This is a genomic window from Nocardia sp. 852002-51101_SCH5132738 (assembly GCF_001665695.1).
Lineage (GTDB): Bacteria > Actinomycetota > Actinomycetes > Mycobacteriales > Mycobacteriaceae > Nocardia > Nocardia nova.
The window spans coordinates 20,913-47,340 of record NZ_LZML01000105.1 but is presented as its reverse complement, the minus strand read 5'-3'; the positions used below and the strand labels follow the sequence as shown (position 1 = coordinate 47,340).

The 26,428-nt window shown below is 69.1% G+C and carries 26 protein-coding genes, 1 tRNA gene and 1 pseudogene; 14 read left to right on the top strand and 14 right to left on the bottom strand.

From position 1 onward, the window contains the following. The first annotated feature begins 5 nt into the window (after window positions 1-5). The 5 genes and pseudogenes from A5789_RS15100 to A5789_RS15085 all read left to right on the top strand — a co-directional run bounded on the left by A5789_RS15100 (window position 6) and on the right by A5789_RS15085 (window position 3,802). The gene (locus A5789_RS15100; RefSeq protein WP_063910908.1) at window positions 6-290 is read left to right on the top strand and encodes a hypothetical protein; all 285 of its coding nucleotides are present in this window, start codon (window positions 6-8) and stop codon (window positions 288-290) included. An 85-nt stretch (window positions 291-375) separates the two neighbouring features. After that, window positions 376-1,188, top strand: a complete 813-nt coding sequence (locus tag A5789_RS15095) for an SAM-dependent methyltransferase (protein WP_227463153.1) — start codon at window positions 376-378, stop codon at window positions 1,186-1,188. Window positions 1,189-1,314: 126 nt separating this feature from the next. After that, window positions 1,315-2,797, top strand: a pseudogene (locus A5789_RS15090) (SulP family inorganic anion transporter). Window positions 2,798-2,900: 103 nt separating this feature from the next. Next, a complete protein-coding gene (locus A5789_RS36595) occupies window positions 2,901-3,155 on the top strand; it encodes a hypothetical protein (protein ID WP_146098560.1) in 255 nt (84 codons plus the stop codon). Next, on the top strand, window positions 3,152-3,802 hold the full coding sequence (locus tag A5789_RS15085; RefSeq protein WP_146098561.1) for a hypothetical protein: 651 nt from the start codon (window positions 3,152-3,154) through the stop codon (window positions 3,800-3,802). Before A5789_RS36595 ends, A5789_RS15085 begins: the two co-directional genes overlap by 4 nt. Before the next feature lie 351 nt (window positions 3,803-4,153). Here the strand turns inward: A5789_RS15085 and A5789_RS15080 are convergent. The 4 genes from A5789_RS15080 to A5789_RS15065 form a co-directional block, all read right to left on the bottom strand. Next, window positions 4,154-4,239 (bottom strand) — tRNA-Leu (locus A5789_RS15080). Between the two features lie 107 nt (window positions 4,240-4,346). Next, window positions 4,347-4,661, bottom strand: a complete 315-nt coding sequence (gene mihF, locus A5789_RS15075; protein WP_030516894.1) for an integration host factor, actinobacterial type — start codon at window positions 4,659-4,661, stop codon at window positions 4,347-4,349. A gap of 186 nt (window positions 4,662-4,847) precedes the next feature. Continuing rightward, complete coding sequence (locus A5789_RS15070; protein ID WP_082857365.1) at window positions 4,848-5,504, bottom strand: response regulator transcription factor; 657 nt, start codon at window positions 5,502-5,504, stop codon at window positions 4,848-4,850. Then, window positions 5,501-6,961 carry a sensor histidine kinase gene (locus A5789_RS15065; RefSeq protein ID WP_227463154.1) on the bottom strand — a complete coding sequence of 487 codons (1,461 nt, stop codon included), beginning with the start codon at window positions 6,959-6,961 and terminating at the stop codon, window positions 5,501-5,503. The genes A5789_RS15070 and A5789_RS15065 overlap by 4 nt, the downstream gene beginning before the upstream one ends. Before the next feature lie 176 nt (window positions 6,962-7,137). On the opposite strand from A5789_RS15065, the gene A5789_RS15060 reads away from it, so the two are divergent. Next, the gene (locus A5789_RS15060; RefSeq protein ID WP_063017754.1) at window positions 7,138-8,043 is read left to right on the top strand and encodes a sterol desaturase family protein; all 906 of its coding nucleotides are present in this window, start codon (window positions 7,138-7,140) and stop codon (window positions 8,041-8,043) included. A 30-nt stretch (window positions 8,044-8,073) separates the two neighbouring features. Here the strand turns inward: A5789_RS15060 and A5789_RS15055 are convergent, their stop codons facing one another. Then, complete coding sequence (locus tag A5789_RS15055) at window positions 8,074-8,442, bottom strand: hypothetical protein (protein WP_064903549.1); 369 nt, start codon at window positions 8,440-8,442, stop codon at window positions 8,074-8,076. A gap of 3 nt (window positions 8,443-8,445) precedes the next feature. Further along, window positions 8,446-9,099: a hypothetical protein gene (locus A5789_RS15050; protein WP_155525910.1), complete on the bottom strand. Its 654-nt coding sequence runs from the start codon at window positions 9,097-9,099 to the stop codon at window positions 8,446-8,448. 276 nt (window positions 9,100-9,375) lie between these two features. Between A5789_RS15050 and A5789_RS15045 the strand changes: the two genes are divergently transcribed. Both A5789_RS15045 and A5789_RS15040 read left to right on the top strand, forming a co-directional pair. Next, window positions 9,376-10,725 carry a M20/M25/M40 family metallo-hydrolase gene (locus A5789_RS15045; RefSeq protein WP_064903553.1) on the top strand — a complete coding sequence of 450 codons (1,350 nt, stop codon included), beginning with the start codon at window positions 9,376-9,378 and terminating at the stop codon, window positions 10,723-10,725. A gap of 33 nt (window positions 10,726-10,758) precedes the next feature. Further along, the gene (locus tag A5789_RS15040) at window positions 10,759-11,310 is read left to right on the top strand and encodes a YbhB/YbcL family Raf kinase inhibitor-like protein (protein ID WP_063017762.1); all 552 of its coding nucleotides are present in this window, start codon (window positions 10,759-10,761) and stop codon (window positions 11,308-11,310) included. Window positions 11,311-11,389: 79 nt separating this feature from the next. Here the strand turns inward: A5789_RS15040 and A5789_RS15035 are convergent, their stop codons facing one another. The 4 genes from A5789_RS15035 to A5789_RS15020 form a co-directional block, all read right to left on the bottom strand. Continuing rightward, window positions 11,390-13,222 carry a long-chain fatty acid--CoA ligase gene (locus A5789_RS15035; RefSeq protein ID WP_063017777.1) on the bottom strand — a complete coding sequence of 611 codons (1,833 nt, stop codon included), beginning with the start codon at window positions 13,220-13,222 and terminating at the stop codon, window positions 11,390-11,392. A gap of 173 nt (window positions 13,223-13,395) precedes the next feature. Continuing rightward, on the bottom strand, window positions 13,396-14,490 hold the full coding sequence (locus A5789_RS15030; protein ID WP_064903555.1) for a quinone-dependent dihydroorotate dehydrogenase: 1,095 nt from the start codon (window positions 14,488-14,490) through the stop codon (window positions 13,396-13,398). A gap of 3 nt (window positions 14,491-14,493) precedes the next feature. Next, complete coding sequence (locus A5789_RS15025; RefSeq protein ID WP_051024622.1) at window positions 14,494-14,784, bottom strand: DUF5703 family protein; 291 nt, start codon at window positions 14,782-14,784, stop codon at window positions 14,494-14,496. Beyond that, complete coding sequence (locus A5789_RS15020; RefSeq protein WP_064903556.1) at window positions 14,784-15,806, bottom strand: YncE family protein; 1,023 nt, start codon at window positions 15,804-15,806, stop codon at window positions 14,784-14,786. The genes A5789_RS15025 and A5789_RS15020 overlap by 1 nt, the downstream gene beginning before the upstream one ends. A 259-nt stretch (window positions 15,807-16,065) precedes the next feature. On the opposite strand from A5789_RS15020, the gene A5789_RS15015 reads away from it, so the two are divergent. The 3 genes from A5789_RS15015 to A5789_RS15005 are packed head-to-tail and all read left to right on the top strand — an operon-like array spanning window position 16,066 to window position 19,003. Further along, on the top strand, window positions 16,066-16,311 hold the full coding sequence (locus tag A5789_RS15015; protein ID WP_227463155.1) for a hypothetical protein: 246 nt from the start codon (window positions 16,066-16,068) through the stop codon (window positions 16,309-16,311). Window positions 16,312-16,367: 56 nt separating this feature from the next. Then, window positions 16,368-16,901 carry a hypothetical protein gene (locus tag A5789_RS15010; protein ID WP_030516907.1) on the top strand — a complete coding sequence of 178 codons (534 nt, stop codon included), beginning with the start codon at window positions 16,368-16,370 and terminating at the stop codon, window positions 16,899-16,901. Continuing rightward, on the top strand, window positions 16,853-19,003 hold the full coding sequence (locus A5789_RS15005) for an MMPL family transporter (RefSeq protein WP_227463156.1): 2,151 nt from the start codon (window positions 16,853-16,855) through the stop codon (window positions 19,001-19,003). The genes A5789_RS15010 and A5789_RS15005 overlap by 49 nt, the downstream gene beginning before the upstream one ends. A gap of 41 nt (window positions 19,004-19,044) precedes the next feature. On the opposite strand, the gene A5789_RS15000 is transcribed toward A5789_RS15005, so the two are convergent. Further along, a complete protein-coding gene (locus A5789_RS15000; RefSeq protein WP_063016793.1) occupies window positions 19,045-19,482 on the bottom strand; it encodes a MarR family winged helix-turn-helix transcriptional regulator in 438 nt (145 codons plus the stop codon). An 85-nt stretch (window positions 19,483-19,567) separates the two neighbouring features. On the opposite strand from A5789_RS15000, the gene A5789_RS14995 reads away from it, so the two are divergent. The 3 genes from A5789_RS14995 to A5789_RS14985 all read left to right on the top strand — a co-directional run bounded on the left by A5789_RS14995 (window position 19,568) and on the right by A5789_RS14985 (window position 22,990). Beyond that, on the top strand, window positions 19,568-20,809 hold the full coding sequence (locus tag A5789_RS14995; RefSeq protein ID WP_064903558.1) for an epoxide hydrolase family protein: 1,242 nt from the start codon (window positions 19,568-19,570) through the stop codon (window positions 20,807-20,809). A gap of 175 nt (window positions 20,810-20,984) precedes the next feature. Beyond that, window positions 20,985-21,977, top strand: a complete 993-nt coding sequence (locus A5789_RS14990; RefSeq protein ID WP_064903560.1) for a zinc-binding dehydrogenase — start codon at window positions 20,985-20,987, stop codon at window positions 21,975-21,977. 23 nt (window positions 21,978-22,000) lie between these two features. Continuing rightward, window positions 22,001-22,990 (top strand): RNA polymerase subunit sigma-70, encoded by a 990-nt coding sequence (locus A5789_RS14985; protein WP_064903561.1) that lies wholly within the window; start codon window positions 22,001-22,003, stop codon window positions 22,988-22,990. 8 nt (window positions 22,991-22,998) lie between these two features. Here the strand turns inward: A5789_RS14985 and A5789_RS14980 are convergent, their stop codons facing one another. The 3 genes from A5789_RS14980 to A5789_RS14970 all read right to left on the bottom strand — a co-directional run bounded on the left by A5789_RS14980 (window position 22,999) and on the right by A5789_RS14970 (window position 26,395). Beyond that, complete coding sequence (locus tag A5789_RS14980) at window positions 22,999-23,856, bottom strand: heme ABC transporter ATP-binding protein (RefSeq protein ID WP_064903563.1); 858 nt, start codon at window positions 23,854-23,856, stop codon at window positions 22,999-23,001. After that, entirely contained in the window at window positions 23,853-24,857 is a 1,005-nt protein-coding gene (locus A5789_RS14975; protein WP_082857269.1) for an iron ABC transporter permease, read from the bottom strand. Before A5789_RS14975 ends, A5789_RS14980 begins: the two co-directional genes overlap by 4 nt. Window positions 24,858-25,234: 377 nt before the next feature. Beyond that, window positions 25,235-26,395, bottom strand: coding sequence for a hemin ABC transporter substrate-binding protein (locus A5789_RS14970; RefSeq protein ID WP_082940734.1), 1,161 nt, complete (start codon window positions 26,393-26,395; stop codon window positions 25,235-25,237). Window positions 26,396-26,428: the final 33 nt, after the last annotated feature.

The following is a 26,428-nucleotide window of genomic DNA, read 5'->3' as shown; positions in this document are numbered from 1 at the left end:
GAACCATGCCGCTGCTCACCGTCCGGCTCTCCAGCGACGCCACCCTGGCGGCGGCGCTGCGTGAATTGCACCTCACCGAGGCCGAGGTCGACCTCGATTACGGCCTCGTCGCGGTGGACCCGGACCAACACCTGTATGCCCTGCGGGTGAGCGATGCGGCCGCGACGCGGGCGGCGGCGGTCTCGGATGCGGCCGAGATCTTCGCCGATCCGCGTATCGGCCCCGCGCACGACGCCGATCCCGATCCCCGGTCGCCCCGGCACCCGCCAGACAACTCCGCCCCGGCCTGATCGCGAATTACGCCGTCCCCCTGCCGAATTGGATCGTATGCGCTTTATATCGGCGATACATTCCCGACCCGCGAGGAGCCTTCCCGTGTCCGATCATCCGGTCGACCTGCGCACCGATGTGGCACACCCAGCCCGCATGTACGACTACTTTCTCGGCGGCAAGGACCACTACGAGGCCGACCGCCGCGCCGCCGAGACCGCTCTCGCGAACTTTCCCGCGGTCCGCCTGACCGCGCGCACCAACCGTGAATTCATGCGCACCGCGACGCGCTATCTCGCCGAGCAGGGCGTGCGCCAGTTCCTCGACATCGGCACCGGGATTCCGACCGAACCCAATCTGCACCAGGTCGCGCAGGAACACGCATGCGAGTCGCGGGTGGTGTACGTCGACAACGATCCGATCGTGCTCGCGCACGCACGGGCGTTGCTGGTGAGCGCCCCCGAAGGCCGTACCACCTATGTGCAGGCCGACGCCGCGGATCCCGAGGCGATCCTCGCTTCTCGCGAGCTGCGCGACACGCTGGATCTGTCGCAGCCGGTGGCGATTTCGCTGATGGCGGTGGTCCACTTCGTGCCCGGTGACGTCTACGCCATGGTGAACACGCTGATGGATGCGCTGGCCCCCGGTTCGTATCTCGCGATGAGCCATGTCACCACGGATTTCGACAACGGTGCCAACGATCCCGACGGGATGGGCCGCCTGCTGCAGGTGTATTCGGATCAGGGCATTCCGGTGCGCCCGCGCAGCCGTGACGAGGTCGCCCGCTTCTTCGACGGCCTCGAACTCGTCGAGCCGGGTGTGGAGGTCATTCACCGGTGGCGGCAGGAGGGCATCGAACATCCCGCCGACCACGACAAGAAGGTCTCGCTCTACGGCGCGGTCGGCAAGAAGGTGTAAGCGCCGACCACGAATTCACCCGCAACGTGTGACGCGCGCCCGCCGCCACCGCCGTTAGCGTCGCTGCCGAGCGGCAACGACGGTCGGTGATCGAGAAGACCGGTCCCGCGGACGTGTGGAGGACAGGTGGCGGCACGCTGGGTGATACTCGAGTCCTTGGCGGGATATCGCCCGCAGTGGTTGCGCGCCGATGTCGTCGCCGGACTTACCGTGTGGGCGGTGCTGGTGCCCGAGGCACTGGCCTACGCCACGATCGCGGGTGTGCCGCCGGTCGTGGGCCTCTACGCGGCCGTACCGTCGCTCGTGCTCTACGCGCTGGCGGGCAGTTCCCGCCATCTGGTCGTGGGACCCATGTCGGCGACCGCGGCACTGTCGGCGGCGATCGTGACACCGATGGCGGGTGCCGATGGCGGCCGCTACATCGCGCTTTCGGCGGGGCTGGCCATCGCCACCGGAATCGTGGGCCTGATCGCGGGAGCGATCCGGCTCGGCTTCGTCGCGGCGTTCATCTCCGAACCGGTCCTGAAGGGTCGCGGTGTTCGATCTGGACGAGCGCGGAGTCGCCATCGTCGGCCATATCGATTCCGGTCTGCCGGCGCTGGGACTTCCGGACGGCCTCGATGTCAGCGACTACATCGATCTGCTGGGCCCCGCGGTCGGCGTCCTGCTGATCGGCTTCGCCGAGGGCCTCGGTGCGGCGAAAACCTATGCGGCCGAAGCGGGTTACCAGATCGACGCCAACCGCGAACTGCTCGGCCTGGGAGCGGCGAATCTGGGCGCCGGGCTGGCGTCGGGCATGGTCGTGAACGGAAGCCTGTCCAAAACCGCCGTCAACGGCTCGGCAGGGGCCAAATCACAGGGCAGCGGATTGGTGGTGGCGGCGCTGACGGTGCTGACCCTGCTGTTCCTCACCGGCCTGTTCGAGAACCTGCCCGAGGCGACGCTGGCGGGTGTGGTGATCGCGGCGGTGATCGAGCTGGTCGACTTCGCGGCGCTGCGGCGGCTGTATCGGGTGTGGACGCAGCGGCTGGGCGGAATCTACGGCAAGGCCGCCCGTGCCGACTTCACCGCCGCCGTCGCGGCGATGATCGGCGTCCTGCTGTTCGATACGCTGCCCGGCCTGCTGATCGGCATCGGCATCTCCATGCTGCTGCTGGTGTACCGCTCGTCGCGCCCGCATGTGGCGCCGGTGGTGCGGTCGGGCACGCTGTGGCTGGACGCGGACCGGCATCCCGAGTTGACCCAGCGGCCGGACCTGGTGGTCGTGCGCGTCGAATCGGGCCTGTTCTTCGCCAACGCCGACTATGTGCGCGGTCGTATCGAGCAGCTGTGCACCGACGCCACCCGGCTGGTGGTGCTCGATGCCGAGACCTCGCCGAGTATCGACGTCACCGCCGCGGCGATGCTGGCGGATCTGCGCGACGATCTGGGCCGGCGCCACATCGATTTCCGGATCGCCCGCTCGATCGGCCAGTTCGGTGACGCGTTGGGCACCGCCGAAGCGGGCTCGACGCCGGTCGGGCTGTACCCGACCGTGACAGCGGCAGTCGCGGATCTGCCCGATGTGGGCGAACACTCGGACTCCGACGGCGCCGAATCGCCGCGATAGAGGCCGTCGCGGACAGTTCCACGTTCTGTGGCGTAACCGCTGATGTCAGGGACGCCGTGGATGTAATGGCTGGCGCGAGAGCCGGTGTCGGTGTGGTCGGTCGGTGACCGAACTCGAATCCGGAGCTGACAACAACCAGTTGCAGCATCTCCCCGCGCGCGACAACGACTGTGCGGGGCAGTTGTTCCTCCGAACCGGCCTGTCACCGATCACCCGCGAGGCTGTGCGCGATGGCCACGGCGAATTTGGTTGTATTACAGACAAACTCGACAGGAGTGACGGCGCAGCGGCAACCTTTCATCGGCGGCGACACACCGACACCCACGATCGCGGCCAGGAGCCTAGGCTCCTGCCGTGAGTACGGCCCCGACCAAGAAAAGCACACCATGGAACCGACGACACCGGTCACTGCTTCGCAGGCTTCTTCTGCTCGTCTGCACTGTCGTGGCCTGCCTTGGGATACTCGTCCCGGCGAGCGAGCCGGCCGGCACCGAGATCATGTCGTTGTCCCCGTCGGAGATCCTCGGCGGGGCATTCGTGGCGGTTGTGGTGTGGACCGTGGTCATCACCTACCCGATCCTGGCAATCCGATCCCGGCGGCTTCGGGTACCTGAGCTCGGCCCCCTGGCTGCTCCCGTACTGATAATCGCGCTCACGGCCATTTCATGGAGCGCACACCTGCCAATGGCTGCACGCTGGTACCTCTCGGCGCACGCCTTCGACGATGCGGCACAGCAGGTGACTGCTGGGGTCGATCCACGGACGTTCGAAGGTGGCCGCCTCGGCCTTTATCGCATACGCGGTGTGGAACGCCGCGACGACGGCATCTACTTCAGGACTGGCCCTATGGCGAACTATTGCTCGATGGGGAGTGGCTTTGCCGATCATTCCGGCCACCGGCCCGCGGCAGGCGCATCCCGTCACCTCGGTGGCGACTGGTATTGGTTCTGTTTCAACAGCGCGGGGGTTACAGTGCCCGATTACCCCATCGGAGAACTGCACTAGCCGGTGACAAACCGCTAGCCTCGAGAGTCGCGGACGAACGTCGCGCACTCGGCGCAGTTGTATCGGTGGCGTCACGCCGCTTTCCGGCCGCGCGTGATGGTCGGCCCGCATAGGCGCGGGACCGCAGGCTACTCCGAGACCACGACCGGGCCACATCGGGAGCCGGCTGAGCCCGCCCAAATCAGCAGCTGCGACCAGCGGAAACTGAACTCACAGCAGGTTCGTGCCATATTCGGGGGAGCCCATGTGGGCGAACACTCCGACGGCGCGGAGCCGACGCGATAGAATTTCGGGAAACAGATAACCCCCGGCCGAAGCCGGGGGTTATCTGTAACTCCGAGTTACACACAGTGTCCGGAGGGGGACTTGAACCCCCACGCCCGTTAATAGGGCACTAGCACCTCAAGCTAGCGCGTCTGCCATTCCGCCACCCGGACCGGTGGTGCTCAGCAAGGTTAACGGATCTCTCCGCGAGGTCCAAATCACGGGTGTCCGTGCAGGTCCCGGACTCGCGGGTGACTGCTGAGCGCCGCCTTCGGGAGGGCTAGTTCGTCAACGCCTCGAGCAGTGCGGCACGCTGACGGGACCCCAGGCCGCCGATACGGCGGTCGACCGGAATATCGGCTTCGTCCATCAGCTTTGCCGCCTTGACCGGCCCGATGCCGGGCAGAGCCTTGATGACCGCGGCGACCTTCGTCTTCTTGACCAGGTCCTCTTTGTCGGCACGCTCGAGCACCTGGGCCAACGAGACCGAGCCCTTGCGAATCTGCTCGATCAGTTCCGACCGCGCCTTACGGACCGCGGCCGCCTTGGCCAGCGCTTCGGAGCGTTGCTCGGCGGTCATGGTGGGAAGTGCCATGTCTCTAACCTTTCACTCGTTCGCTGGAACCTCAACGGCACCGATTGAACATCACCGGCAGCCCGGTGATGGGTCGACACACCGCGAGGATAATCCCGGTTCGGCGGTGGTGGCGGGGGTTCGGATACCCGAGATGCGGGAAATTTGCCACGATTCGCCCACGTCGTCGGGGTGCCCGGCGGACGGCTAGCGGCCGGGCGATCGCACCAGGCCGTGCCGGTAGGCGTACACGACGGCCTGAATGCGGTCGCGCACTTGCAGTTTCGCCAGAATCCGGGAGACGTGGGTCTTCACGGTCTCCTCGCCGACCCCCAGGGCGGCGGCGATTTCGCTGTTGCTGCGGGCGTCGGCGAGCAGGAGGAGAACCTGCTGTTCCCGGGCGGTCAGGGCGTGATCCGGCGGTGGCGCCGGGGCCAGCGTGTCGGCCAGCCGAGTGGCCAGCCGGCGGGTCATCGACGGGTCGATGATCGCGTCACCGCGCACCGCCACGCGGATCGCCGCGATCAGCTCCTCCGGTGGCAGCGTCTTGAGCAGGAAGCCGCTGGCACCGGCCTGCAGGGCGCGCGCGAGGCTCGCCTCGCTGTCGTAGGTGGTCAGGACCAGCACCCGGGTACCGCCGGCGGCCACGATGGCCTCCGTGGCTGCCAGACCGTCGAGTTTCGGCATCCGGATGTCGAGGATCGCCACATCGGGCCGCAGCCGTGCGGTGTCGGCGACGGCGGTGCGACCGTCGCCCGCCTCGCCGACGCATTCGAGGTCCGGGGCCGCATCGAGGACGGCCCGCAGTCCGGATCGGAACATCGCGTGGTCGTCGGCGATGAGGACCCGGACCGTGCCCGTCACGACCGCCCGCCCGGGAGCCGGACGAGAACCCGCCAGTGACCGTCGGCGACGTCGTGGTCCACGCTGCCGCCGAACAACTCCGCGCGCCGGCGGATGCCGTCGAGTCCCCGGTGCACGCCCGTGGTCGCGTCCGGCGCGGCACCACCCGGCCGGGCGACGGTCGCGCGTTCTCGCGCCGGCGTTCGCCGGCCGGAACGGAACCTGGCCCCGGCCGGTGCGGTGGCGCGGACGGTCGCACGCTCAGCGGCCGGGAAGCGGACCGCATCGGGCCCGTGCGGAGTCGCTGCCGAACCGAGCGGTCGCGCCGGTGCGCAAGGTGCGGACACGTTCGAATCCTCTTCGCCGGCAAGCGGATTGGACTGCTCGATCTCGACCCCGGTACCGTCGTTGCGGACCGTCAGCCGCGCGCTGCCGGCGCCGTGGCGCAGGGCGTTGGTGAGCAGTTCCTGGACGATCCGGTAGACGGTGATGTCGAGCGAACGGGGTAGTTCGGCGCCGGTGGTGGTGACGGTCAGGTCCAGCCCGGCGCCGCGCACGCGGTCGGCCAGATCGTCGATATCGGCCATACCGGGCTGGCGGGCGGCGTCCTCGCGGCCGTGCAGCAGATCCAGCTGACGGCGCAGATCCACCATCGCGGCGCGGCTCTCCGATTCCACCGCCGACAGCGAGCGCGTCGCCGCGGCGGCGGCGCCGCTTCCGTGCAGCGCCAGACGCGCCGCGCCCGCATGGATGCCGATCGCGCTCACGTGATGGGAGATGACGTCGTGCAGGTCGCGGGCGATCGCTTCGCGTTCGTCGGTCAGCGCCCGTTCCAGCGCGGTCCGCTGCTGCTGGCGGGCGAGCCGTTCGCGCTGCTCCAGTTCCGCGATGTAGGCGCCGCGACCTGCGGTGTAGCGGCCGACCAGCCACGGCACGACGCCACCGGAGATCGATGATGTGAGCAGCAGCCGCCAGTCCGCCGCAGGCGCCCCGCCGGCGATCAGCGGCGCACCGCACGCCCCCAGCACCAGGACGGGCACCGTGACCAGTGAGGCCCGGCCCGACAACCAGGCACCCGCCCGATAGCCGGCCACGAGGAAGCCGACGTCGGCCACCCGGACGGGCAGCCCGTGCCGATGCAACAACACGGTGACCGCCAGCCGGATCCCGACCTGGACGACCGCGACGACCGCAGCCGTCGCCGGTGGCGCCGCGAAGGCCAGATCGGCCGCCACGATGGCCACCAGGACCGCGGCGGCCGGGCCGGGCGCTACGGCGAAGATGCCGGAGAGCGTGAAGACGACCGCGTCCACCACAGCCGCCACCACCGCGACCGCCACCGACTGCCTGGTCAGCGACCGGCGAACCGCATGCAGTTCACCGCCCGGCGGCTCCGCCGCGCTCTCTGCCCCCGGCCGCCGTGGAGTGCGCCGCAGCAGCGCCCACGGGCTCGGCGACACCGCTCGCTCCCACAACACACCGCGACGATACCGGCGCGGACCGTGACGGCGAGTCCCTCGGCCGGGGGATCGGCAATCCCTCTCGGGCCCGATGTTCCGGCTGGTCGGCGGCATTACCGTCGCTGTGGCACGCCGCGCGCGACGACACCTCGGTTCCAGCGTGCGGCCGGATCACGGATCGGACAGGAGTTCGGATGAACAATGCGGACCTGGCGCTGTACGCGGTGCCCGCCTTCATCGCCATGATGGCCGTGGAGTGGTGGGACGCGCGCCGCGATCCCGACCGCGCACCCAGCGGGCGATACGGACGCGAGGCGGCCACCAACTGGGCCACCTATGCGATCGGCCAGCTCACCAAGCCGCTGCTGCAATACGTGCTGCCGTTCTCCACCATCGTGCTGGCGGCCTCGTGGACACCCCTGCACCTGTCACCGCGCGACTGGTGGGTGTGGCTGCTGGGACTGGTGGTCACCGATTTCTGCTACTACTGGGCGCATCGGGCCGATCATCGAATCCGGTTGCTGTGGACGGCTCATTCGGTGCACCACTCCAGCACCCACTTCAATCTCACGACCGCGATCCGGTTGCCCTGGCTGAACCCGATCGCCTCGATGACGCGCAGCCTGGCATGGGTGCCGGCCGCACTGCTGGGCTTCCCCGCGTGGATGATCTTCCTGCTCAACACCCTCGGGCTGCTCTATCAATTCCCGATCCACACCCAGCGCGTCCGAACCCTGTGGCGGCCGGTCGAATTCGTCTTCAACACCCCGGCCCATCACCGCGTGCACCACGGTTCCAACCAGCCCTACCTCGATACCAACTACGGCGGTGTGTTCATCGTGTGGGATCGCATGTTCGGCAGTTTCGCCGCCGAATCCGAACCCATCCGCTACGGGCTCACCCACGACATCGGTACCGGGAATCCGCTGAAGGTCAACTACCACGAATTCGCGGCGCTTCTGCGCGACGTGCGCCACGCCCGAACCTGGCGGGGGCGACTGGGCTATGTCTTCGGCCCGCCGGGCTGGCGGGAGAACGCGACGGGGACACCGATCGGACAGCTGCCCGAACCGGCCGGCGCCGCCGTTACGACGGGTTAGCGCATCGGCGTGGACCGCGCCGCTGGGGCGTCACAGCTCCACGGCGCCGGTCGCCGCCGGAGTGTCCGCCGATGAGTTGGGCGTCCACAGCACCGCCACCAGGACGACGACGGTGACCAGGACGATATGCGCCGCGAACAGCGTGAGGAACGGCAGCGCGAAACCTTCGTCGGTCAGAGCGCCGCGCTCGCTCACGCAGTAGAGCGTGTAGTTCACCGACGTGCCCTCGGAATCCTGGACGGTGTCCGACACCACCATCGGATCCAGGTAGGGAGACCGGCAGAACAGCGGCGCCGTGAGCCGGGCCTCCCCGGGCCAGATCGCCAGTGGCAGGACGAAGCTGACGAGACTCCCGGCGCTGACGGCGGCGCCGAGTGCGGAAACGATCGGTCCGGCCACTGTTCACACCTGCCGGATACGGAGAAACGAACCGGCGGAATCGAATTCGGCGATCATGTCCGACCGCGCGGAGGTCACGTCGGCAACGATACGGATGTCGCGCCCGAATCGGCTCACGACGATCACGGGAACGACACCGTCGGCGAGGCCACTGCGGGCGCGGGCGGTCTCGACGATCGACTCGAGCCGGGTGAGGCCGGGTACGTCGCCGAGGGAGAAGCATTCGCCGTCCAGGTCGTCGAAGGCCGAGACGCGCACCGGCCGCGGTGCGCTCACGGCGCCGAGGCGATAGGAGTAGTCGTCGAGTTCGCGTGGGCGCTGCGGACTTCGGACGCGCAGGTGGACGACCGGTTCACGGGTGCTCAGATCGTCGTGGTCGGCAAGAAATCGGGTCACCTGCTCGGGCTGATCGGCCAGGACCAGGCGGAACTGCGTCGACTCGGGAGCGACGAACATCACGACGCCGGCCTGAATGTCGCCGGTGCCCAGCCGGTTTCGCACCGCCTCGAATGCCGCGGCCGGCAGGCCGTCCACCAGGCCACCCCCGCGAGCGCGGATCCGCTGCTCGAAGGCGTCGCGTTCCACTGCGCCGACGCAGCCACAGGCGATCAACACGATCGAGCACACCGCGGCCCGAAGCCACCTACGACGGCGCATGCCGGAATGATAAGTGTCACTACCGGAATCCGCGCGCCCGATATGCGAAGAATCTCGCCGAGCCGACGGCACCGTCGGGGCACGCCGCCGATCTCCGGCGACGCCCCGGCCGGACAATTCGATCAGCGAGATCACAACGCGGTCGACATTGCCCGAGCAGGCGCGGGGAGCCCGCTGCGATGTGAGCGTGCCGAGACGCACGTCGATGCGGGGTTCCACGGGCCCGGCCGGGTCGGGCGTCATTCGCCCCGGCGCGACGCGTGGTAGGAAAGGGGCGTGACAGGTGTACAGCGCGAGTCCCGCTCCCGGGCGGAAGCCGAAGTGGTCGAATTGGTCAGCACGCTGATTCGCTTCGACACCTCCAATACCGGGGTGCTGGAAACCACCAAGGGTGAACGCGAATGTGCGCAGTGGGTGGCCGACCAGTTGCAGCAGGCCGGTTACACCACCGAATACGTGGAGTCGGGAGCCCCCGGACGCGGAAATGTGTTCGCGCGCTTGCCCGGAGCCGATCCCGGTCGTGGCGCGCTGATGGTCCACGGCCATCTGGACGTGGTGCCGGCCGAGGCCGCGGACTGGAGTGTGCATCCGTTCTCGGGCGCGATCCGCGACGGCTACGTGTGGGGCCGCGGCGCGATCGACATGAAGGATATGGTCGGCATGATGCTGGCGGTGGCCCGCCAGTTCAAGATCGAGGGCACGGTGCCGCCGCGCGATCTGGTGTTCGCGTTCCTCGCCGACGAGGAGAACGGCGGCAAGTGGGGTTCGCAGTGGCTGGCCGACAACCGGCCGGATCTGTTCGAAGGGGTCACCGAGGCGGTCGGCGAGGTCGGCGGCTTCTCGCTGACCGTGCCGCGCCGTGACGGCACCGAGCGGCGACTGTATCTGGTGGAGACCGCCGAAAAGGGCCTGGGCTGGATGCGATTGCGCGCCAAGGCCCGCGCGGGCCACGGCTCGTTCCTGCACGACGACAACGCGGTCACGATTCTGGCCGAGGCGGTGGCGCGGCTGGGTAAGCACACGTTCCCGCTGGTGCTGTCGGATTCGGTGGCCGAATTCCTGGCCGCGGTCAGCGAGGAGACCGGCATCGACTTCGATCCGGACAGCCCGGATATCGAGGGTCAGCTCGCGAAACTGGGCACCATCTCGCGCATCATCGGCGCGACCTTGCGCGATACCGCCAACCCGACCATGCTGCGCGCCGGGTACAAGGCGAATGTGATTCCGCAGACCGCCGAGGCGACGGTGGACTGCCGGGTGGTGCCGGGCCGGCAGGCGGCCTTCGAACGGGAGGTCGACGAGCTGATCGGCCCGGACGTGGAGCGCGAGTGGATCACCAGACTCGACTCCTACGAGACAACGTTCGACGGGCATCTGGTCGACGCCATGAACGACGCGATCTTGGCCCACGACCCGAACGGCCGCACCGTGCCCTACATGCTGTCCGGCGGCACGGACGCGAAAGCGTTCGCGCGCTTGGGAATTCGGTGTTTCGGCTTCGCGCCGCTGCAATTGCCGCCGGAGCTGGATTTCTCCGCGCTGTTCCACGGCGTGGACGAACGGGTGCCGGTCTCGGCGCTGGAATTCGGCGCTCGCGTCATGGAGCATTTCCTGTTGCACAGCTGACGATCCGCTCGACTAGCAGAAAGGACGGTCCTCGTGCCCGACTATTCCTACAATCCCTATGCGGCGTTGCCGCAGCTGCCCGAGTTCACCCTCACCTCCACCGATGTCACCGACGGACAGCCGCTGGGTAACGAACAGGTCAGCGGGGTGTTCGGGGCGGGCGGCAGAGATATCTCGCCGCAGTTGTCGTGGAGCGGATTCCCGGCCGAGACCAAGAGTTTCGCGGTCACCATGTACGACCCGGACGCACCGACCGGCTCCGGCTTCTGGCACTGGGCCGTCGCCGACATCCCGGCGTCGGTGACCTCGCTGGAATCGGGTGCGGGCAGCGCCGGAGAGGGCAGCGAAGGCGGCGCCCTGCCGAGCGGGGCGATCCAGTTGCGCAACGACGGCGGCTTCGCCGGATTCGTCGGCGCCGGTCCGCCGCCCGGACACGGCTACCACCGCTACTTCATCGTGGTGCACGCCGTGGACGTCGAATCGCTGGGCGTCGGCGCGGACGCGACCCCGGCCTATCTGGGTTTCAATCTGTTCTCCCACGCCATCGCGCGTGCGACGCTCGTCGGCACCTACGAACAGAAGTAGTCCCGACGCGTCGGCGGGATCTTCGGTAACTGCCGAAGACCCCGCCGACGCGAAACAGACTGTGTCCGAACCGATTCGACTAGAGGTTGTGCACTCCCTCGGGGACCGGATCGGTGTAGAGCTCGGCGATGTCGGCCGCGTACTCGGCGGCGATCGGCGAGCGCTTCAACTTCAGCGTGGGAGTGAGTTCCACGCCGCCGGGTTCCCAGGCCCGCGCCAGGATGCGGAAACGCTTGATCTGCTCCACCCGCGACAGCTTGGCGTTACCGGCGACGATCGCGGCGCGCACCTCCTCGAGGATCTGCGGATGGGCGGCGAGGGCGTCGAGATCGGCGTCGGGGATGCCCAGCGCCTTCGCGCGCACGGCGGCGGTGTCGGGGTCGAGCACGACCAGCGCGGCGATGTACGGGCGGGAGTCGCCGATGGCGACGATCTGGCCGATCAGCGACGAGGCGGCCTTCACCGAATTCTCGATGTTGGTGGGGGAGATGTTCTTTCCCGCCTCGGTGATGATCAATTCCTTCTTGCGGTCCACGATGGTGACATAGCCGTCGCCGTCGATGGTCGCGATATCGCCGGTGTGCAGCCAGCCGTCGGAATCGATGGCCTCACTGGTCTTCTCGGGCATCTTGCGGTAGCCGTGGCTGACGATGCCGCCGCGGATGAGCAGTTCGCCGTCGCTGTCGAGGCGGATCTCCACCCCGTCGACGGCCCGGCCCACCGAACCGGGTCGCGGCTTCTCGAGTTCGGTGAAGGTGCCGACGCCGGTGGTCTCCGACATGCCCCACACCTCGCTGACCGTGAAGCCCAGCCCGAGCAGGAATTCCAGCGTCTCGGGCGGGATCGCGGCCGCGCCCGAGGAGGCGACCTTCAACTCGTCCAGGCCGAGGGTGGCGCGCAACTTCGACAACACCAGCGCATCGGCGAGTTTGTGCTGGACGGCCAGCAGCGGGCCGCCGTTGCCGCCGGCCAATCGCGCCCGGGCGGTGGCCACGCCGACGCCGATCGCCCACTGCGCCAGCGCCTTCTTGACCGCGCTGGATTCGGTGGCGATCGCCGCGTCGACACCGGCCTTGATCTTCTGCCACACCCGCGGCACGCCGAAGAAGAAGGTCGGCCGGGCATCGGGCAGGGCGGCGGCGATCTCGCGCGGATCCGGCACGCAGGTGATGGTGACGCCGGTGAACAGGTTCAGGCAGTGTCCGGAGATGCGGTCGGCGACATGGGCGGCCGGCAGGTACGACACCGCCCGCGCTTCGATATCGGCGACGAGCGCGCCGTTGGTGAGCGCGACGATCTGGGCGACGACATTGGCGTGGGTGATCTCCACGCCCTTCGACGGCCCGGTGGTGCCGGAGGTGTAGATCAGGGTGGCCAGATCGTCGGGCCGCACCGCCTGCCAGGCGGCGTCGAAATCGAAATCCTCGGCCGGATCGTTCTCGACCTGATCGAGGGTCAGCCCGCCCTCGGGTTCGGCGCCGTCGACGACGATCACGTGCTCGAGTTTCACCCCGGAGGCGGTAATCGGCGCCAGGAACGCCTGTTCGGTGACGACCACGCCGTTCTCGGCGTTGCCGAACACGTGCGCGATCTGTTCGGGAGAGCTGGTGTTGTACACCGAGAACGGGGTGGCGCCCAGATGCAGGATCGCGGTGTCGACCAGATTGAACTCCGGCCGGTTGGTGAGCATGATCCCGACCGTGTCACCGTGCGCGACACCGAGTTTCGCCAGCCCGGCCGCGATCGCGCGCACCCGCCGCGCGTAGTCGGCCCAGGTGATCTGCTGGGTACCGCCGACGGTCCGCAACGCGACCTGATTCGGGCGTAGTGTCGCCGTCTGCTGGAAGGCCTCGGGCACGGTGCGGACCGTGGCGCCGGTGTGGTGGGTGTAGCCGATCTCTGCTGTGGTCATATCCCTTGTTCCCGGTCGGTGCACGAACATCACGTCGGGGACGTGATGCGGATCACCCATCCTAAACGTGAAATCGGACATTCGGGGGGCTGTTCCGGCCGGTAGCAACCGGCTCCGCGCACCGGAAACCGGCCGCAGCAGAGGGATCGGCGAGCGGGAGGGGCCGGCCGCGCTCAGGCGCGGGCGGTGTGGGCGGCGCCCACGGCCTCTGCGAGGCTGCGGTATCCGTCCGCGCGCAGGCGCGCGGCGATGCCGCGGTGCACCGAGCGTGTCCAGAACAGCCCCCCGTAGATGAATCCGGTGTAGCCCTGCAGCAACGACGCTCCCGCGAGAATGCGCTCGTAGGCCTGGTCGGCGTTCTCGATGCCGCCGACCGAGATCAGTACCAGCCGGTCTCCGACGCGGGCGTAGAGGCGGCGCAGCACCTCGAGCGAGCGGTCGGCGACCGGCGGTCCGGACAACCCACCCGCGCCCATCGCGGCGACCTCGGCGGCCGGAGTGGCCAGTCCGTCGCGGCGAATGGTGGTGTTGGTGGCCACGATTCCGGCGAGCCCGAGTTCGACGGCCAGGTCGGCGACCGCGTCGATGTCCTCGTCGGACAGGTCGGGGGCGATCTTGACCAGGACCGGTTTGGGTTCGGCGCCGGCCGCGACGCTGTCGAGCACCGCGCGCAGCAGCGGGCGCAGTGATTCCACGGCCTGCAGATCGCGCAGCCCCGGGGTGTTGGGTGAGCTGACGTTGACCACGACGAAGTCCGCGAGCGGGCCCAGCAGCCGCGCGCTGAGCGCGTAGTCCTCGGCGGCGTGTTCGGGCTCCACGACCTTGGTCTTGCCGATGTTGGCGCCGATCGGCACGCCACCGCTCCGGCGTGCGGCCAGCCGTCCCGCGGCTGCGGCGGCCCCGTGATTGTTGAAGCCCATCCGGTTGATCAGCGCGTGGTCGGCAGGCAACCGGAACAGTCGCGGCGCCGGATTACCCGGCTGCGCCTGCGCGGTGACGGTGCCGATCTCGGCGAACCCGAAACCCAGTGCACCCCAAGCGTTCACACCGGCGGCGTTCTTGTCGAACCCGGCCGCCAACCCGAGCGGCGCCGGGAAGTGGACGCCGAAGACGGTGGTGGAGAGGATCGGATCGCCGGCCGCGGTGAGTTTTCGGGCCAGCCATCGTGTGGGCGGGAAAGCGGTCGTGAGCCGGATGACGGTGAACACGAGGTGATGGATACGCTCGGGCGGCACCAGGAACAGCAACCGCAGGAATAAGGAATACATCCCTCACATCCCCGTTTCGGTCACGGGGAAGCTGGTTTTGCGCCGCCGCAACAACACTCGCCGGCTGCCGTCGGTGTAGGCGCGCACTCGCGAGAGTTCCCAGCCGCCGAATTCGGCCTGGATGGCCAGGCGCATGGACGCGGTGACCCGATTCACGTCCGGGGGTAGTCGTAGCGGCACGTACTCGTATTCTCCTTCTTCGCTGGTCTCCTCCCATCCCGCGGGAATCGACCGTCTGCGCCGGTCGTGGTGTGCGGCGCCGGACGCCGACTCGTATCGAGGCGCTCGAGCCATCACTGACCTCTCTTCCTCTGGTCCGCGCCGATGCGTTGCAGACCGTCTCCGGTTGCCGACCCGACGAACATGTCGCCGGTGCGGCTGTCGATCGTCAGCGAATTGGGCTGGCGCACCGTTGCGAAGCGACCCACTTCTTCCGGTATACCGGTCGACAGATCGAAACCGACCACCTCGTTGCTTCCGCTGAGCGTGAGCCACACGGTGTCGGACCGTTCATCGTAGGCCAGGGCGTAGGGGGAGGGCCCGACCGGGAAGCGCTGGCGCAGCAGCAGCGGATCGGTCGTGTAGACCAGCAGGGCTCCGCCGGAGGTATCGGTGGCCAGCAGGCGGCCGTAATGGTCGCTGATCACATGGGTGGCGCCCAGGCCCGCGCGCAGGGCCAGCCCCGCGCGGTCGCGATCGAGGTCGAGTTCGGTGAGAGTGGTCTGGTCCAGATCCAGCGTGGCGACCGCGTTCGCCGTGGCGGCCACCGCGTCGACGGTGCCCAAGCCGCTGATGGTCTTGTTCGGATGTCCGTCCGCGTCGAGGATCTGCACGCGGCCACCGTCGAGTCCGGCCACCAGACGGCCGTCCCCGCGCCGCGCGATCGCGCGCACGTCGCCGTCGACGGGCACCGGGCGGATCGCGGCGGTGGCGATATCGACGCGCAACACCTCCCGCCCGGCCGCGACGAGCACCTCGCCCGGGGCGCCGAGGGCGAGGCCGGTGGCCTGCGCGGGCAGGGTGAGCGCCCGCGCGGCCGCGGGATTCGCGGGGTCGACCAGGCGTAACCCGAGGCCGTTGGGGTCGAGGGCGACCACCCGGCCGGTGGCGGGTTCGGCGAGCAGTGTCGCGACCGGCCCGAAGGCGGTGACGGCTCCGGCGGGCGTGGCGGTCGCCGCCGGCGCGGCGGCGGCGCGTCCGGGAGCACCGGCCGCGGGGGCAGTGGTGTCGTCGCTGTGGGAGGAACAGCCCGCGACGAGCACGACGGCGCCGGCGGCCGCGAGGACGGCACCCAGTGCCGACCGATAACCCCGCATGCTCCGAACTCCTTCGTGTGACTCATGCGTACTGTTTCATCTGACCATGATCGGACACGCGGCCCGGTCACCGGGGTGGTTCCGGCGTGGCACGCGCCTCACCCGTTACCGTGGATACCTCATATCGGACGTCGAACCAGGGGAGTCTCGGTTGGAAACAGACCGCACGTCTGAATTCACACTTGAAGATTTAACCGTTGGTCCGTTCGCCCACGGGTTCGGCCGAACGGCCGAGGGGCAGCCGTTCGCCTTCCGCACGGTGCGTTCCACCCTCACCCTCGAGATCTACCGCGCCGACACCCCCACCGACGTGCCCGGCCCCGAGGATGTGGTGGCCGTGGTCGAGGCCGCCGTCACCGATATCGACCTCGACGACGCCCGCAGCGTGCGCGCCCTGGTGCGTGATCTGGTGCCGACCGCCGTGCCGGTCCCGGCGCAGCGCGGGGCGACCACGACGGTGCGCGCGTTGCTGAACCGGTTGAGCGCGGTCATCGAGGGCCGCTGATCACACGTGCCAGACTGTAGGAACCACCGGTTACTTTCGACACATTCGAGGACGTAATGGCATTGCGACGCACGGTCCACGGCGCATTCGGAATCACGATGCTCGCGCTGGTGATCGCCGCCTGCGACAGCGGTCCCGACGAGGCTTCGGTGGCGGCGGCGCGCTCGTCGGCCTACGCCGCGCTCACCTCCTCCTCGGAGGCGGCCGCCGTCAGCAGCGCCAACCGGCCGCCGTTGCCGACCGCCGCACAGCTGGATTCACAGATCAAACGCGCACTGGATCCCTCGCTGCCCGACAGTGAACGCACCGACCTGATCGAGGACGGCGCCGCGTTCAAGGACGCCATCCCCGACATGTACAAGGCGCTGCACGACAATCCGCGCGCCGTCTACGGCGTGGTCGATCCGGTATTCGACAACCACGACGGCACCCTCACCGCCACGATGCGGCTGGACAAGGACGGCAGCGGCGAGAACGTGCGCACCACCATCGTGCATTTCGTCGATATCGACGGGAAGTGGAAGATCTCGCGCAACGATCTGTGCGGGATCCTGCGTTCGGCCGACTACCGCACCGCGGCCTGCGGCTGACCCCCGGCATGCTCGAGGGGTTTCTGCTGCGCTGGGGTCGATTCGTTCATCGCCATCGCTACCTGGTGTTCGCGATCTTCGTGCTGATCGTGGCCGTCTCGGGGTTCTACGGCCGTGATCTGGGCTCCCGGCTGACCCAGGGCGGGTGGTTCGACGAACACAGCGAATCGGTGGTCGCCTCCAAACTCGCCGACCAGACCTTCGGCCGCGACACCGATGCCGACGTGATCGTGCTCTACACCGCACCACCCGGCCACACCGTCGACGATCCGCCGATCCGCACGGCGATCGCCTCGGCCCTGAAGGATCTGCACGACCGGTATCCGGACCGGATCAAGAAGATCGACAGCTACTTCGACGGCTCGATGATGGGGCAGTTCGCCGACGCCTCCCGCACCCACGCCTTCGCCAGCATCGGCCTGCACGGCTCCGACACCGCCACGGTCGACAACTACCTCGCCATCCAAAAGGATTTGGGCGCAGGCGGTTCCGGGCGCGGACCGGGCGGCACGACGGTACAGCTGGCGGGTCTGCAACCGGTGGTCGAGGGCATAAACATCGGGATGCAGGACGATATCCACCGCGCCGAGCTGATCGCGCTGCCGGTGGTGGCCGTGCTGCTGTATTTCGTGTTCGGCGGCGTGGTCGGCGCGCTGCTGCCGGTACTCATCGGCGGGATGACGATCCTGGGCAGTCAGGGCATGATGCGCCTGCTCACCGACCACATCGACGTCAACGTCTTCGCCAGCGCCGTGGTCACCCTGGTGAGCCTGGGGCTGGCGATCGACTACGGCCTGTTCGCGGTGACGCGGTTCCGGGAGGAGCTGGCGGCCGGGCGCAGTGTGGAGGAGGCGACCGCGCGCACGGTCGCCACGGCCGGGCGCACGGTGCTGTTCTCCGCCGCGATCATCGCGGTGAGCCTGGCGGCGCTGTTCATCTACCCGAACGGGGTGCTGCGCTCGGTGCCCTACGGCGGCATCAGTTCGGTACTGCTGGCGGCGCTGCTGTCGGTGACCGCGCTGCCGGCGGCGCTGAGTATCGTCGGGCGGCGCATCGATCTGTGGGGCTGGCACCGGTTCGCCGGGATCCGCAGCGCCCAGGAGATCGACAACGGGTTCTTCTCCAAGCTGGCCCTGTTCGCGATGCGTCATCCCGCGCGGGTGATCGTGCCGGTGGTGGCCGGACTGCTCTTCCTGCTGATCCCGTTCCGCAACATCGAATTCGGCGGCCTGTCGGAGCGATACCTGGCCGCCGACAACCCGGCCCGCGTGGCACAGGAGAAATTCGACGCGCTGTTTCCCGAATTCCGCACGGAGCCACTGAAATTGGTGGTCGTGGGGGCGGATCCGCAGCAGTTGTCCGATATCCGGTTCCAAGCCAATTTCGCACCGGGGCTGACGGGACCGTTCGAGGCGGCGGCGCCGACGACCAACGGGATCAATGTGCTGTCCACCGGTCTGGTGCACAAGACCGACGCCGACGCCGCCATCGCGGCGCTGCGTGCGATTCCGCATCCGTCCGGGGTGCAGGTGATGGTGGCCGGGGTGCCGGCCCTGGAACGCGACGCCATTCACGGCCTCATCGACGGATTACCCTTGCTGGCAACGATTCTGGCGACCGCGGCCCTGGTGCTGATGTACATCGCCTTCCGCTCGATCGTGCTGGCGTTGAAGGCCGTGCTGATGAGCGCGCTGAGTCTCGGTGCCGCACTGGGCATTCTGACGTGGTTGTTCGTCGAAGGGCACGGCGCGGGCCTGCTCGGCTTCACCCCGGGGCCGCTGATGTTCGCGGTGCTGGTGCTGATCGTGACGGTGCTGTTCGGATTGTCCACCGACTATGAAGTGTTCCTGCAATCGCGCATGGCCGAGGCACGGGCGGGCGGGGCGCCGCCGGCGGAGGCGATCCGCTACGGCATCGCCCACACCGGCGGGGTGATCACCTCGGCGGCGGCGATTCTGATCGTGGTGACCGGTGCGTTCGGCTTCTCCGATCTGGTGCTGATGAAATACATCGCCTACGGCATGATCGCGGCCCTGATCCTGGATGCCACGGTGATCCGCATGCTGCTGACCCCCGCGGTGCTGAAATTGGTGTGGCGGTGAGCCTTCCGCAGGCAACAGCGGGCCGGGACGGATGCGCGGTGTCAGCGCTCCCGTTCCAGCTGCGCCAGCCGGGTGAGCGCGGGTAGGGCGGCCGCCAAGGCCCGGCGCTGCGCGAGGCTCAGTTCGCCGATCAGCGGAACCAGATAGCGCACCCGGTCGTCGTGGCGGCTGCGCCGGATCTGCCGGCCGGCCTCGGTGAGGTGCACGAGCACGGCCCGCCCGTCACCGGGGTCGCGGCGACGCAGCACCAGGCCGTCGCGCTCCAGGCGCGCGACGAGTTGCGTGATGCCCGGCTGGGTCATCTGTTCGGTATCGGTCAGCTCCGTCAGTCGCATCGGGCCCCGCTGCGCCAGGGTGTCGAGCACCGACAGCGTGGTGAACGGCAGCTTCTCCCGGACCGGTATGCGGATGTAGACGCGGTTGAAGTCCTCGATCACCGCAGCGAACCCGTCCACGTCGAAATCATCGATGTCGTCCACACGAGCAACTATATCCGGAACTTATACAAGTTGCTTAAATAAGTTGCTTATGTAATTGTGGCGTTCACACGGCGCAGGAGGCCATATGAACGACACCACCGACGATGCCCGACCGTTCCCCTTGACTCCCACGACGATTCACGTCCCCGACAGTGTGCTCGCCGACCTGCGGCAGCGCCTGGAGCGGACCCGCCTGCCCGACGACGTGGGCAACGACGACGGGTATTACGGCGTGGCCGCCGGTTATCTGCGGGAGCTCGTCGACTACTGGCGCAGCGGATACGACTGGCGCGCAGCCGAAGCCGAGATCAACACCTTTCAGCATTACAAGGTCGACATCGACGGGGTGCCGATCCATATCATGCGCAAACCCGGAGTCGGCCCGAATCCGACACCGCTGATCCTGACGCACGGCTGGCCCTGGACGTTCTGGCACTGGTCCAAGGTCGCCGGCCCCTTGGCCGATCCGGGTGCGCACGGCGGCGACCCGGCCGAGGCGTTCGACGTGATCGTGCCGTCGTTTCCGGGCTTCGGATTCTCCAGTCCGCTGCTCGACCGCCCCGATCTGAACTTCTGGAAGGTCGCCGACCTCTGGCACACACTGATGACCGAGGTGCTGGGGTACGAGAAGTACGCCGCCGCGGGTTGCGACGTCGGCGCGCTGGTCACCGCGCAGCTCGGCCACAAGTACGCCGAGGAGTTGTATGCCATCCACATCGGATCCGGGCTGAAACTGACCCTGTTCAACGGCGATCGAGCCTGGGACTTCAGCGGTGGACGGCCGATTCCCGACGACCTGCCCGCGGCGGTGCACGCACGATTCGTGGAGCTGGACAGACGTTTCGCCGTCCACCTGGCCGCGCACCTGCTCGCCCCCAGCACCCTCGCCCAAGCCCTGTCGGATTCTCCGGCGGGCATGCTGGCGTGGATCCTGGAGCGGTGGAGCAAGTGGAGCGACAACGGCGGTGACGTCGAAACCGTGTTCAGCAGAGACGATCTGCTCACCCACGCCACGATCTATTGGGCCACCAACACCATCGGCACCTCGATCCGCCTCTACGCCAACAACAATCGCTATCCCTGGACGCCTTCACACGACCGCCTTCCGGTCGTGCAGGCACCCACCGGCATCACCTTCGTCGGCTACGAGAACCCGCCCGGTGTCGACACCGAGGGCCGCGTCGAGAACTTCCGCACCGGCGACCGCGCCCAGTGGTACAACCACGTCGAGCTCACCGTCCACGACCGCGGCGGCCACTTCATCCCGTGGGAGATCCCGGATCTGTGGATCGACGACCTGCGCCGCACCTTCCGCGGGCGGCGCTGACCCGGTAGCGGCGGGTCACCGGGGCGAGAACCAGAGACCGGGCGGGCTCGTCAAGGTCGTTCGCTCCGCGAACTCGCGCCGGCCCACCGATTCCTTTTCGCGGCACCCGAGGTCTACATGGTCGGCGGCGCCGAACCGGTGGGCCGCGACGAGCCGAGAAAGAGAGTTGAGTGCCGTGAGCGTTCCCGCGACCATGCGAGCCCTGCACCAGACGTCCCTGCGGGGCCCGCAGGACACGTGCCTGATCACCGACGCGTCGGTGCCGCACCCGGGCCGCGGCGAGATCCTGATCCGGGTGACCGCGGCCGGGGTCAACTTCGCCGACATCTCGAAAAGCCGGGGGACGTTCCTCGGCGGCCCGCAGCCGCCGTACCCGGCCGGTTTCGAAGCCGCCGGCGAGGTCGTGGCAACGGGCGAGGGCGTATCCGAACCGCGGCCGGGAGCGCGCGTGGCCGGCGTGGGGGAAGGCGCGTTCGCCGAATACCTGGTCCTCCCGGCCGCGGCGGCCGTGCCGGTGCCGGAGGGCTGGACCGCCGAACAAGCCCTCGGCCTGACCGTCAACCTCCCTACCGCGCTCGCCGCGCTGAAACCACTGGGCCGCCTCGTGGCCGGTGAGACCGTGCTGATCCAGGCCGCGGCGGGCGCGACCGGACAGGCCGCGGTGACTCTCGCCGAACACTTCGGGGCGACCGTCATCGCCGCCGCGGCGCCCGGCAAACACGACCTCGTGCGCGAGCTGGGCGCCGACCACGTTCTGGACTCGCGCGGCGAGAGCCTGGCCGCCGAGGTGCGGGAGCTGACCGGCGGCGCCGGCGCCGATCTCGTGCTCGAATCCGCGGGCGGTTCGGGTTTCGCGGACACCCTCGCCGCGACCAGACGAGTCACCGGCCGGGTGGTCGTCTTCGGCGCGGCCGGTGGCGATGCCACGATCAGCAATCGGCAGCTGATCTACGACCACCAGATTCAGCTCATCGGCCTCAACATCGGCGTGCTGATCCATGCGGCGCCCGAAATCTTCGGCGCGGTCATGGCGGAGTTGTTCGCCCTCGTCGCCGCCGGCGTGGTCGAACCGGCCCGGCCCACGGTCTACGACTTGGCCGAGGGCCCGAAGGTGCTGGCCGAACTGGAGGCTCGCGCAACCGTCGGCAAACTGGCGCTGCGGCCGTGATCACGGCTCCTACACTCGGCGATATGACCGCGCATGCGCGCACGGCCGACCGGGACCGGTTCGCCGCCGACTCCGGGCGCTACCGCCGGGAGTTGCTGGCGCACTGCTATCGCATGGCCGGTTCGGCACAGGATGCCGAGGATCTGGTGCAGGAGACCTACCTTCGGGCCTGGCGTTCCTACGCCGGGTTCGAGGGCCGGGCGTCAATGCGGTCGTGGCTGTACACGATCGCTACCAATGTCTGCCTCACCGCGAGGACCTCGCATCACACGCGGGTACTGCCCTCGGGACTCGGCGGTCCGGACAACGAGGCGGGCAGCCCGCCGAGATATGTTGCGGCAGGCGAGGTTTCATGGCTGGAACCGCTTCCGGACGGCTGGATCGCGACGGCCGACGATCCGGAAGCGGTGGTGGTCGCGCGCGAATCGCTGCGGCTGGCGCTGGTCGCGAGTCTGCAGCACCTGCCCGCACGCCAGCGTGCCATCCTCCTGCTGCGCGAGGTGCTGGCTTTTTCCGCGGCCGAGACCGCGGAGATTCTCGGGACCACGACGGCGGCGGTGAAAAGCGGACTGCAACGCGCCCGCGCCCGCCTCGACGAACTGGACCCGGCACCCGAGAAACTACTGGAACCCACCGACCGGCGCGCACGGGCGCTGCTCGACGGCTACATCGCGGCCTTCGAGCGGTCCGACGCCGCGCTGCTGGAACAGGTGCTGCGCACCGATGCCACGCTGGAGGCGACCCCGTTCCGCGACTGGCAGGCCGGGCGGGCGCACTGCCTCCGCATGCTCGACACCTACGTGCTGGGTGTGCCCGGCCAGTGGCGGATGGTCGCCACCACCGCCAACGGACAGCCCGCCGCCGTCGTCTATCACCGGGCCGCGGACGGCCTGCTGCGTGCGGACGGAATCGTGGTGCTGGCGGCGACCCCCAGCGGAGTATCGCGGGTGGTGAAGTTCCACGATCCGGCGCTGGTCGCACTGTTCGGCCACCCGGACGTGCTCGCGGACTGAACGGGGGTTCAGCGTCGCACGGGCAGGACCAGCTGGGCGCCGGTGACGGGGTGGTCGATGACCTCGACGGGGTGACGGTAGACGCGGGTCAGCAGGTCGGTGGTGAGGATCTCGCGCGGGTGGCCGACAGCGGCGAGGCGGCCCGCGTCGAGCACGGCGACGCGGTCGGCGTAGGCGGCGGCCAGGCCCAGATCGTGCAGTACGACCACGACCGCCGCGCCCTCGCCGGCGCGGGCCGCGGCCAGACGCAGCACCTGTTCCTGATGGCCGAGATCCAATGCGGCGGTGGGCTCGTCGAGCAGCAACGTCTCGGTGTCCTGAGCCAGCACCCGGGCGAGTGCCGCGCGGGCACGCTCACCACCGGAAAGCGCCGGGAACGGCCGTGCGGCGAGATGTTCCATATCGGTGGCGGCCAGCGCGGCGGCGATTACCCGGTCGTCGAATTCCTGGCGCGGGGTTCGCGCCCAGGGAGAGCGGCCCATGGCGACGACCTCGCGCACCGTGAACGGGAATCCGACGGTGTGGTTCTGCGGCAGCACCGCGCGGCGGCGCGCCATATCGGTGGGAGTCCAATCGGTGACCGGTCGGCCGTCGAGTTCGACTGTGCCGCTTGCCGGTTCGAGTTCGCCCGACAGCGCGGCCAGCAGCGTCGACTTGCCCGCGCCGTTGGGACCCACCAGTGCCAGGATCTGCCCGGCGACGACGTCGATGTCGACCGATTCGAGCACCGGCCGCCCGCCGCGCGCGATATCGATGCCGCGCGCTCGCAGGGTCACCGCACCGCGCGGTGTCGGTTGCGGAAGACCGTGGGCAGGGCGAAGTGTGCGGATCAGTGCGCGCACGCGTGCCGTTCCGGCGCCGCTCATGCCCAGCCTCCCGATCGGGCGCGAGTGCGCCGCAGCAGCCAGAAGAAGAACGGCCCGCCGACCAGCGAGGTCAGCATGCCCAGGGGTAGATCGGCGTTGTGGACCAGGGTCCGGGCCCCGATGTCGGCGGCCAGCAGCACCACCGCGCCGAGGATCGCTGATAGCGGGATCAGCACCCGGTGCGCGGGACCGACGAGCATGCGCACCACGTGCGGGACGACCAATCCGACGAACAGGATGATGCCGGTGAAGGCCACCCCGGCGGTGGCGAGGATCGCGACGACGACGATCACGTTGCGCCGCAAGCGTTCCACGTCGACACCGAGGTGCCGCGCCGCCGATTCGCCGAGGGCGAGCAGATCCAGGCGCGGCGCCATCGCGACCGCCGCCGCCACGCCCAGCGCGGCCAGCGGCGCCACCACGGCCACCGCCTGCCAGGTGGCGCCGTTCAGGCTGCCCATCTGCCAGAAGACGATCTGATCGCGCGCCGCGGGGGAGGCGGTGAACAGCAGAAACGACATCAGACCGCCGGCGAAGGCGTTGACCGCGACACCGGTCAGCACCAGCGTGACGGTTTCGGTGCGCCCGCCCGAACGCGACAGCAGATACACCGCGAGTGTGGTCCCCAGTCCGGCGACGAACGCGCCTCCGGCGACCGACCAGGCCGCCACGAACGCGCCACCGACCACGATCACCACACCCGCCCCGACGGCCGCGCCCGCGGACACACCGATCACGCCGGGTTCGGCCAGAGGATTGGCGAACACACCCTGCAGCAGCGCTCCGGCGGTCGCCAGCGCAGCCCCGACCAGCATCGCCAGCACCACCCGCGGGAACCGGACCTCCCACAGCGTGACCTCACCGGCGGGGTGGTGCGGCATCGGCCCCCAGTCGAGCCCGATCCGGTGCAGCACACTGCCGGCCACCTCGAGCGGGGTCGTGGGGACCTGCCCGACAGCGGCCGAGATCAGCGCCAGGATCACCAGCAGTGCGATCGACATCGCGAAGACGACGGTGATGCGGGACCAGCGGCGCGGTGTGCGCGGACCGACGACGGCGTCGCCCGGAGCGGAAGGGGCCGAGTTGGACCTCGGATGCGGTTCTGCCCGCTGCGTGCCGGAAGCCGCACCGCCGCCGGTCCCGGCCGAAGGTGCGACCGTCGACCGTTCGGCGCTCCGGCCGCTGAGCGCATCGGGCCCGGAAGTGCCTGCGCCCGCACCGTTCTCCGGCTCGGATGCGCCGTTCGCGCTCGACTCGGCACCCGACAGGCCCGAGATATGTTGCGCAGCAACGGATCCAGCAGAAGGCACCACATTCGGTCCGGACGGTCGCGGACCGGGATCGGCGGCCGAGTCCTCACCGGGCGAATCGCCGGGACTCATGCGGGCTGGGTGCCGTAGACGGCCTTCGACAGCGCTTCGAGCACATGCCCGGTTTCGGGTCCGAAGCTGAGCAGCACCGCATCGGACATGTCGACGACGCGGTGATCGCGCCCGGCCGGCGTCTGGGCGACCCCGGGCACCTTCTCCAGGCCGTCGACGCCGCCGACCGATTTCAGCCCGTCCGACATCACCAGCAGCACGTCCGGTGCGGCGCTGATCATCGCCTCGCTGGTGATGGTGGTGAACGGTTCGGTCAGTCCCGCCGCGGTTCCGGCGTCGACGCCGCCCAGTGCCGCCACCAGCGAATCGGCGCCCGAGCCGGGCCCGGCGAGCATGGTGATCGCGGTGCTGCGCAGGTAGACGAATCCGATCTTCAACGGCGGCTGGCGTTTCGGCATCGCGGCGGTGGCCGCGGCGATCTCGGCGTGCGTGCGCTCGGCCAGCTTCACTCCTTGATCGTGGACGCCCAAGGCGTCGGCGACCGACCGGATCTGCGGGCCGACACCGTCGATGGTGCGCTGCGGGTCGAAGTACACGACCGTGATGCCGAGCGCGCGCAGCTGATCACGCATGGTGGGGGTGGCGCTGGTGGTGTCGCTGAGAAACACCGTGGGCCGTTGCGCGGCAACGGCTTCGATGTTGATGCTGCCGGTGCCGCCCGCCACGTTGGGCACGTCGCGCACCGCGGGGAAGGCCGCCGAGGTCGAGCGGCCCACCAGTTTGGAGCCCAGGCCCAGCGCCCACACGGTCTGGGCCAGGGTGCCGTAGCGGTCCACGGCCACGATCCGGTCCGCGGAGGTGACGGTGACCTCGGCGCCGTCGAACGAGCGCACGGTGACCGGTAGCGCGGGCACCGGCTCGGGGCCGATCGGCGTCGGATCCGGATTCGCCAGCGTCGCGGTGGTCGCGCCCTGCTGCTCGCCCGAGGCGCCGCTGCCCCCGCACGCGGTGGTGACTCCGGCGAGCAGCACGACCGCGAGCACCGTGAGCAGCCACCGGGTGCCGCCCCGGGCCGGCCGCTGCCGTCCACCCGGCTCGGTCGATGCCGAACGGTTCCGTGCGGTCGTCGCGAACCTCAGCGCCGGCGCGCCCGGCTCGGTGGGCCCCGCCGGTGCGGCGGAGGCGATGCGGGCCGATCGGACGTCGAGACACCTCATGTAGGCAAGCCTAAGTGGTCGCGCGGACCGGTT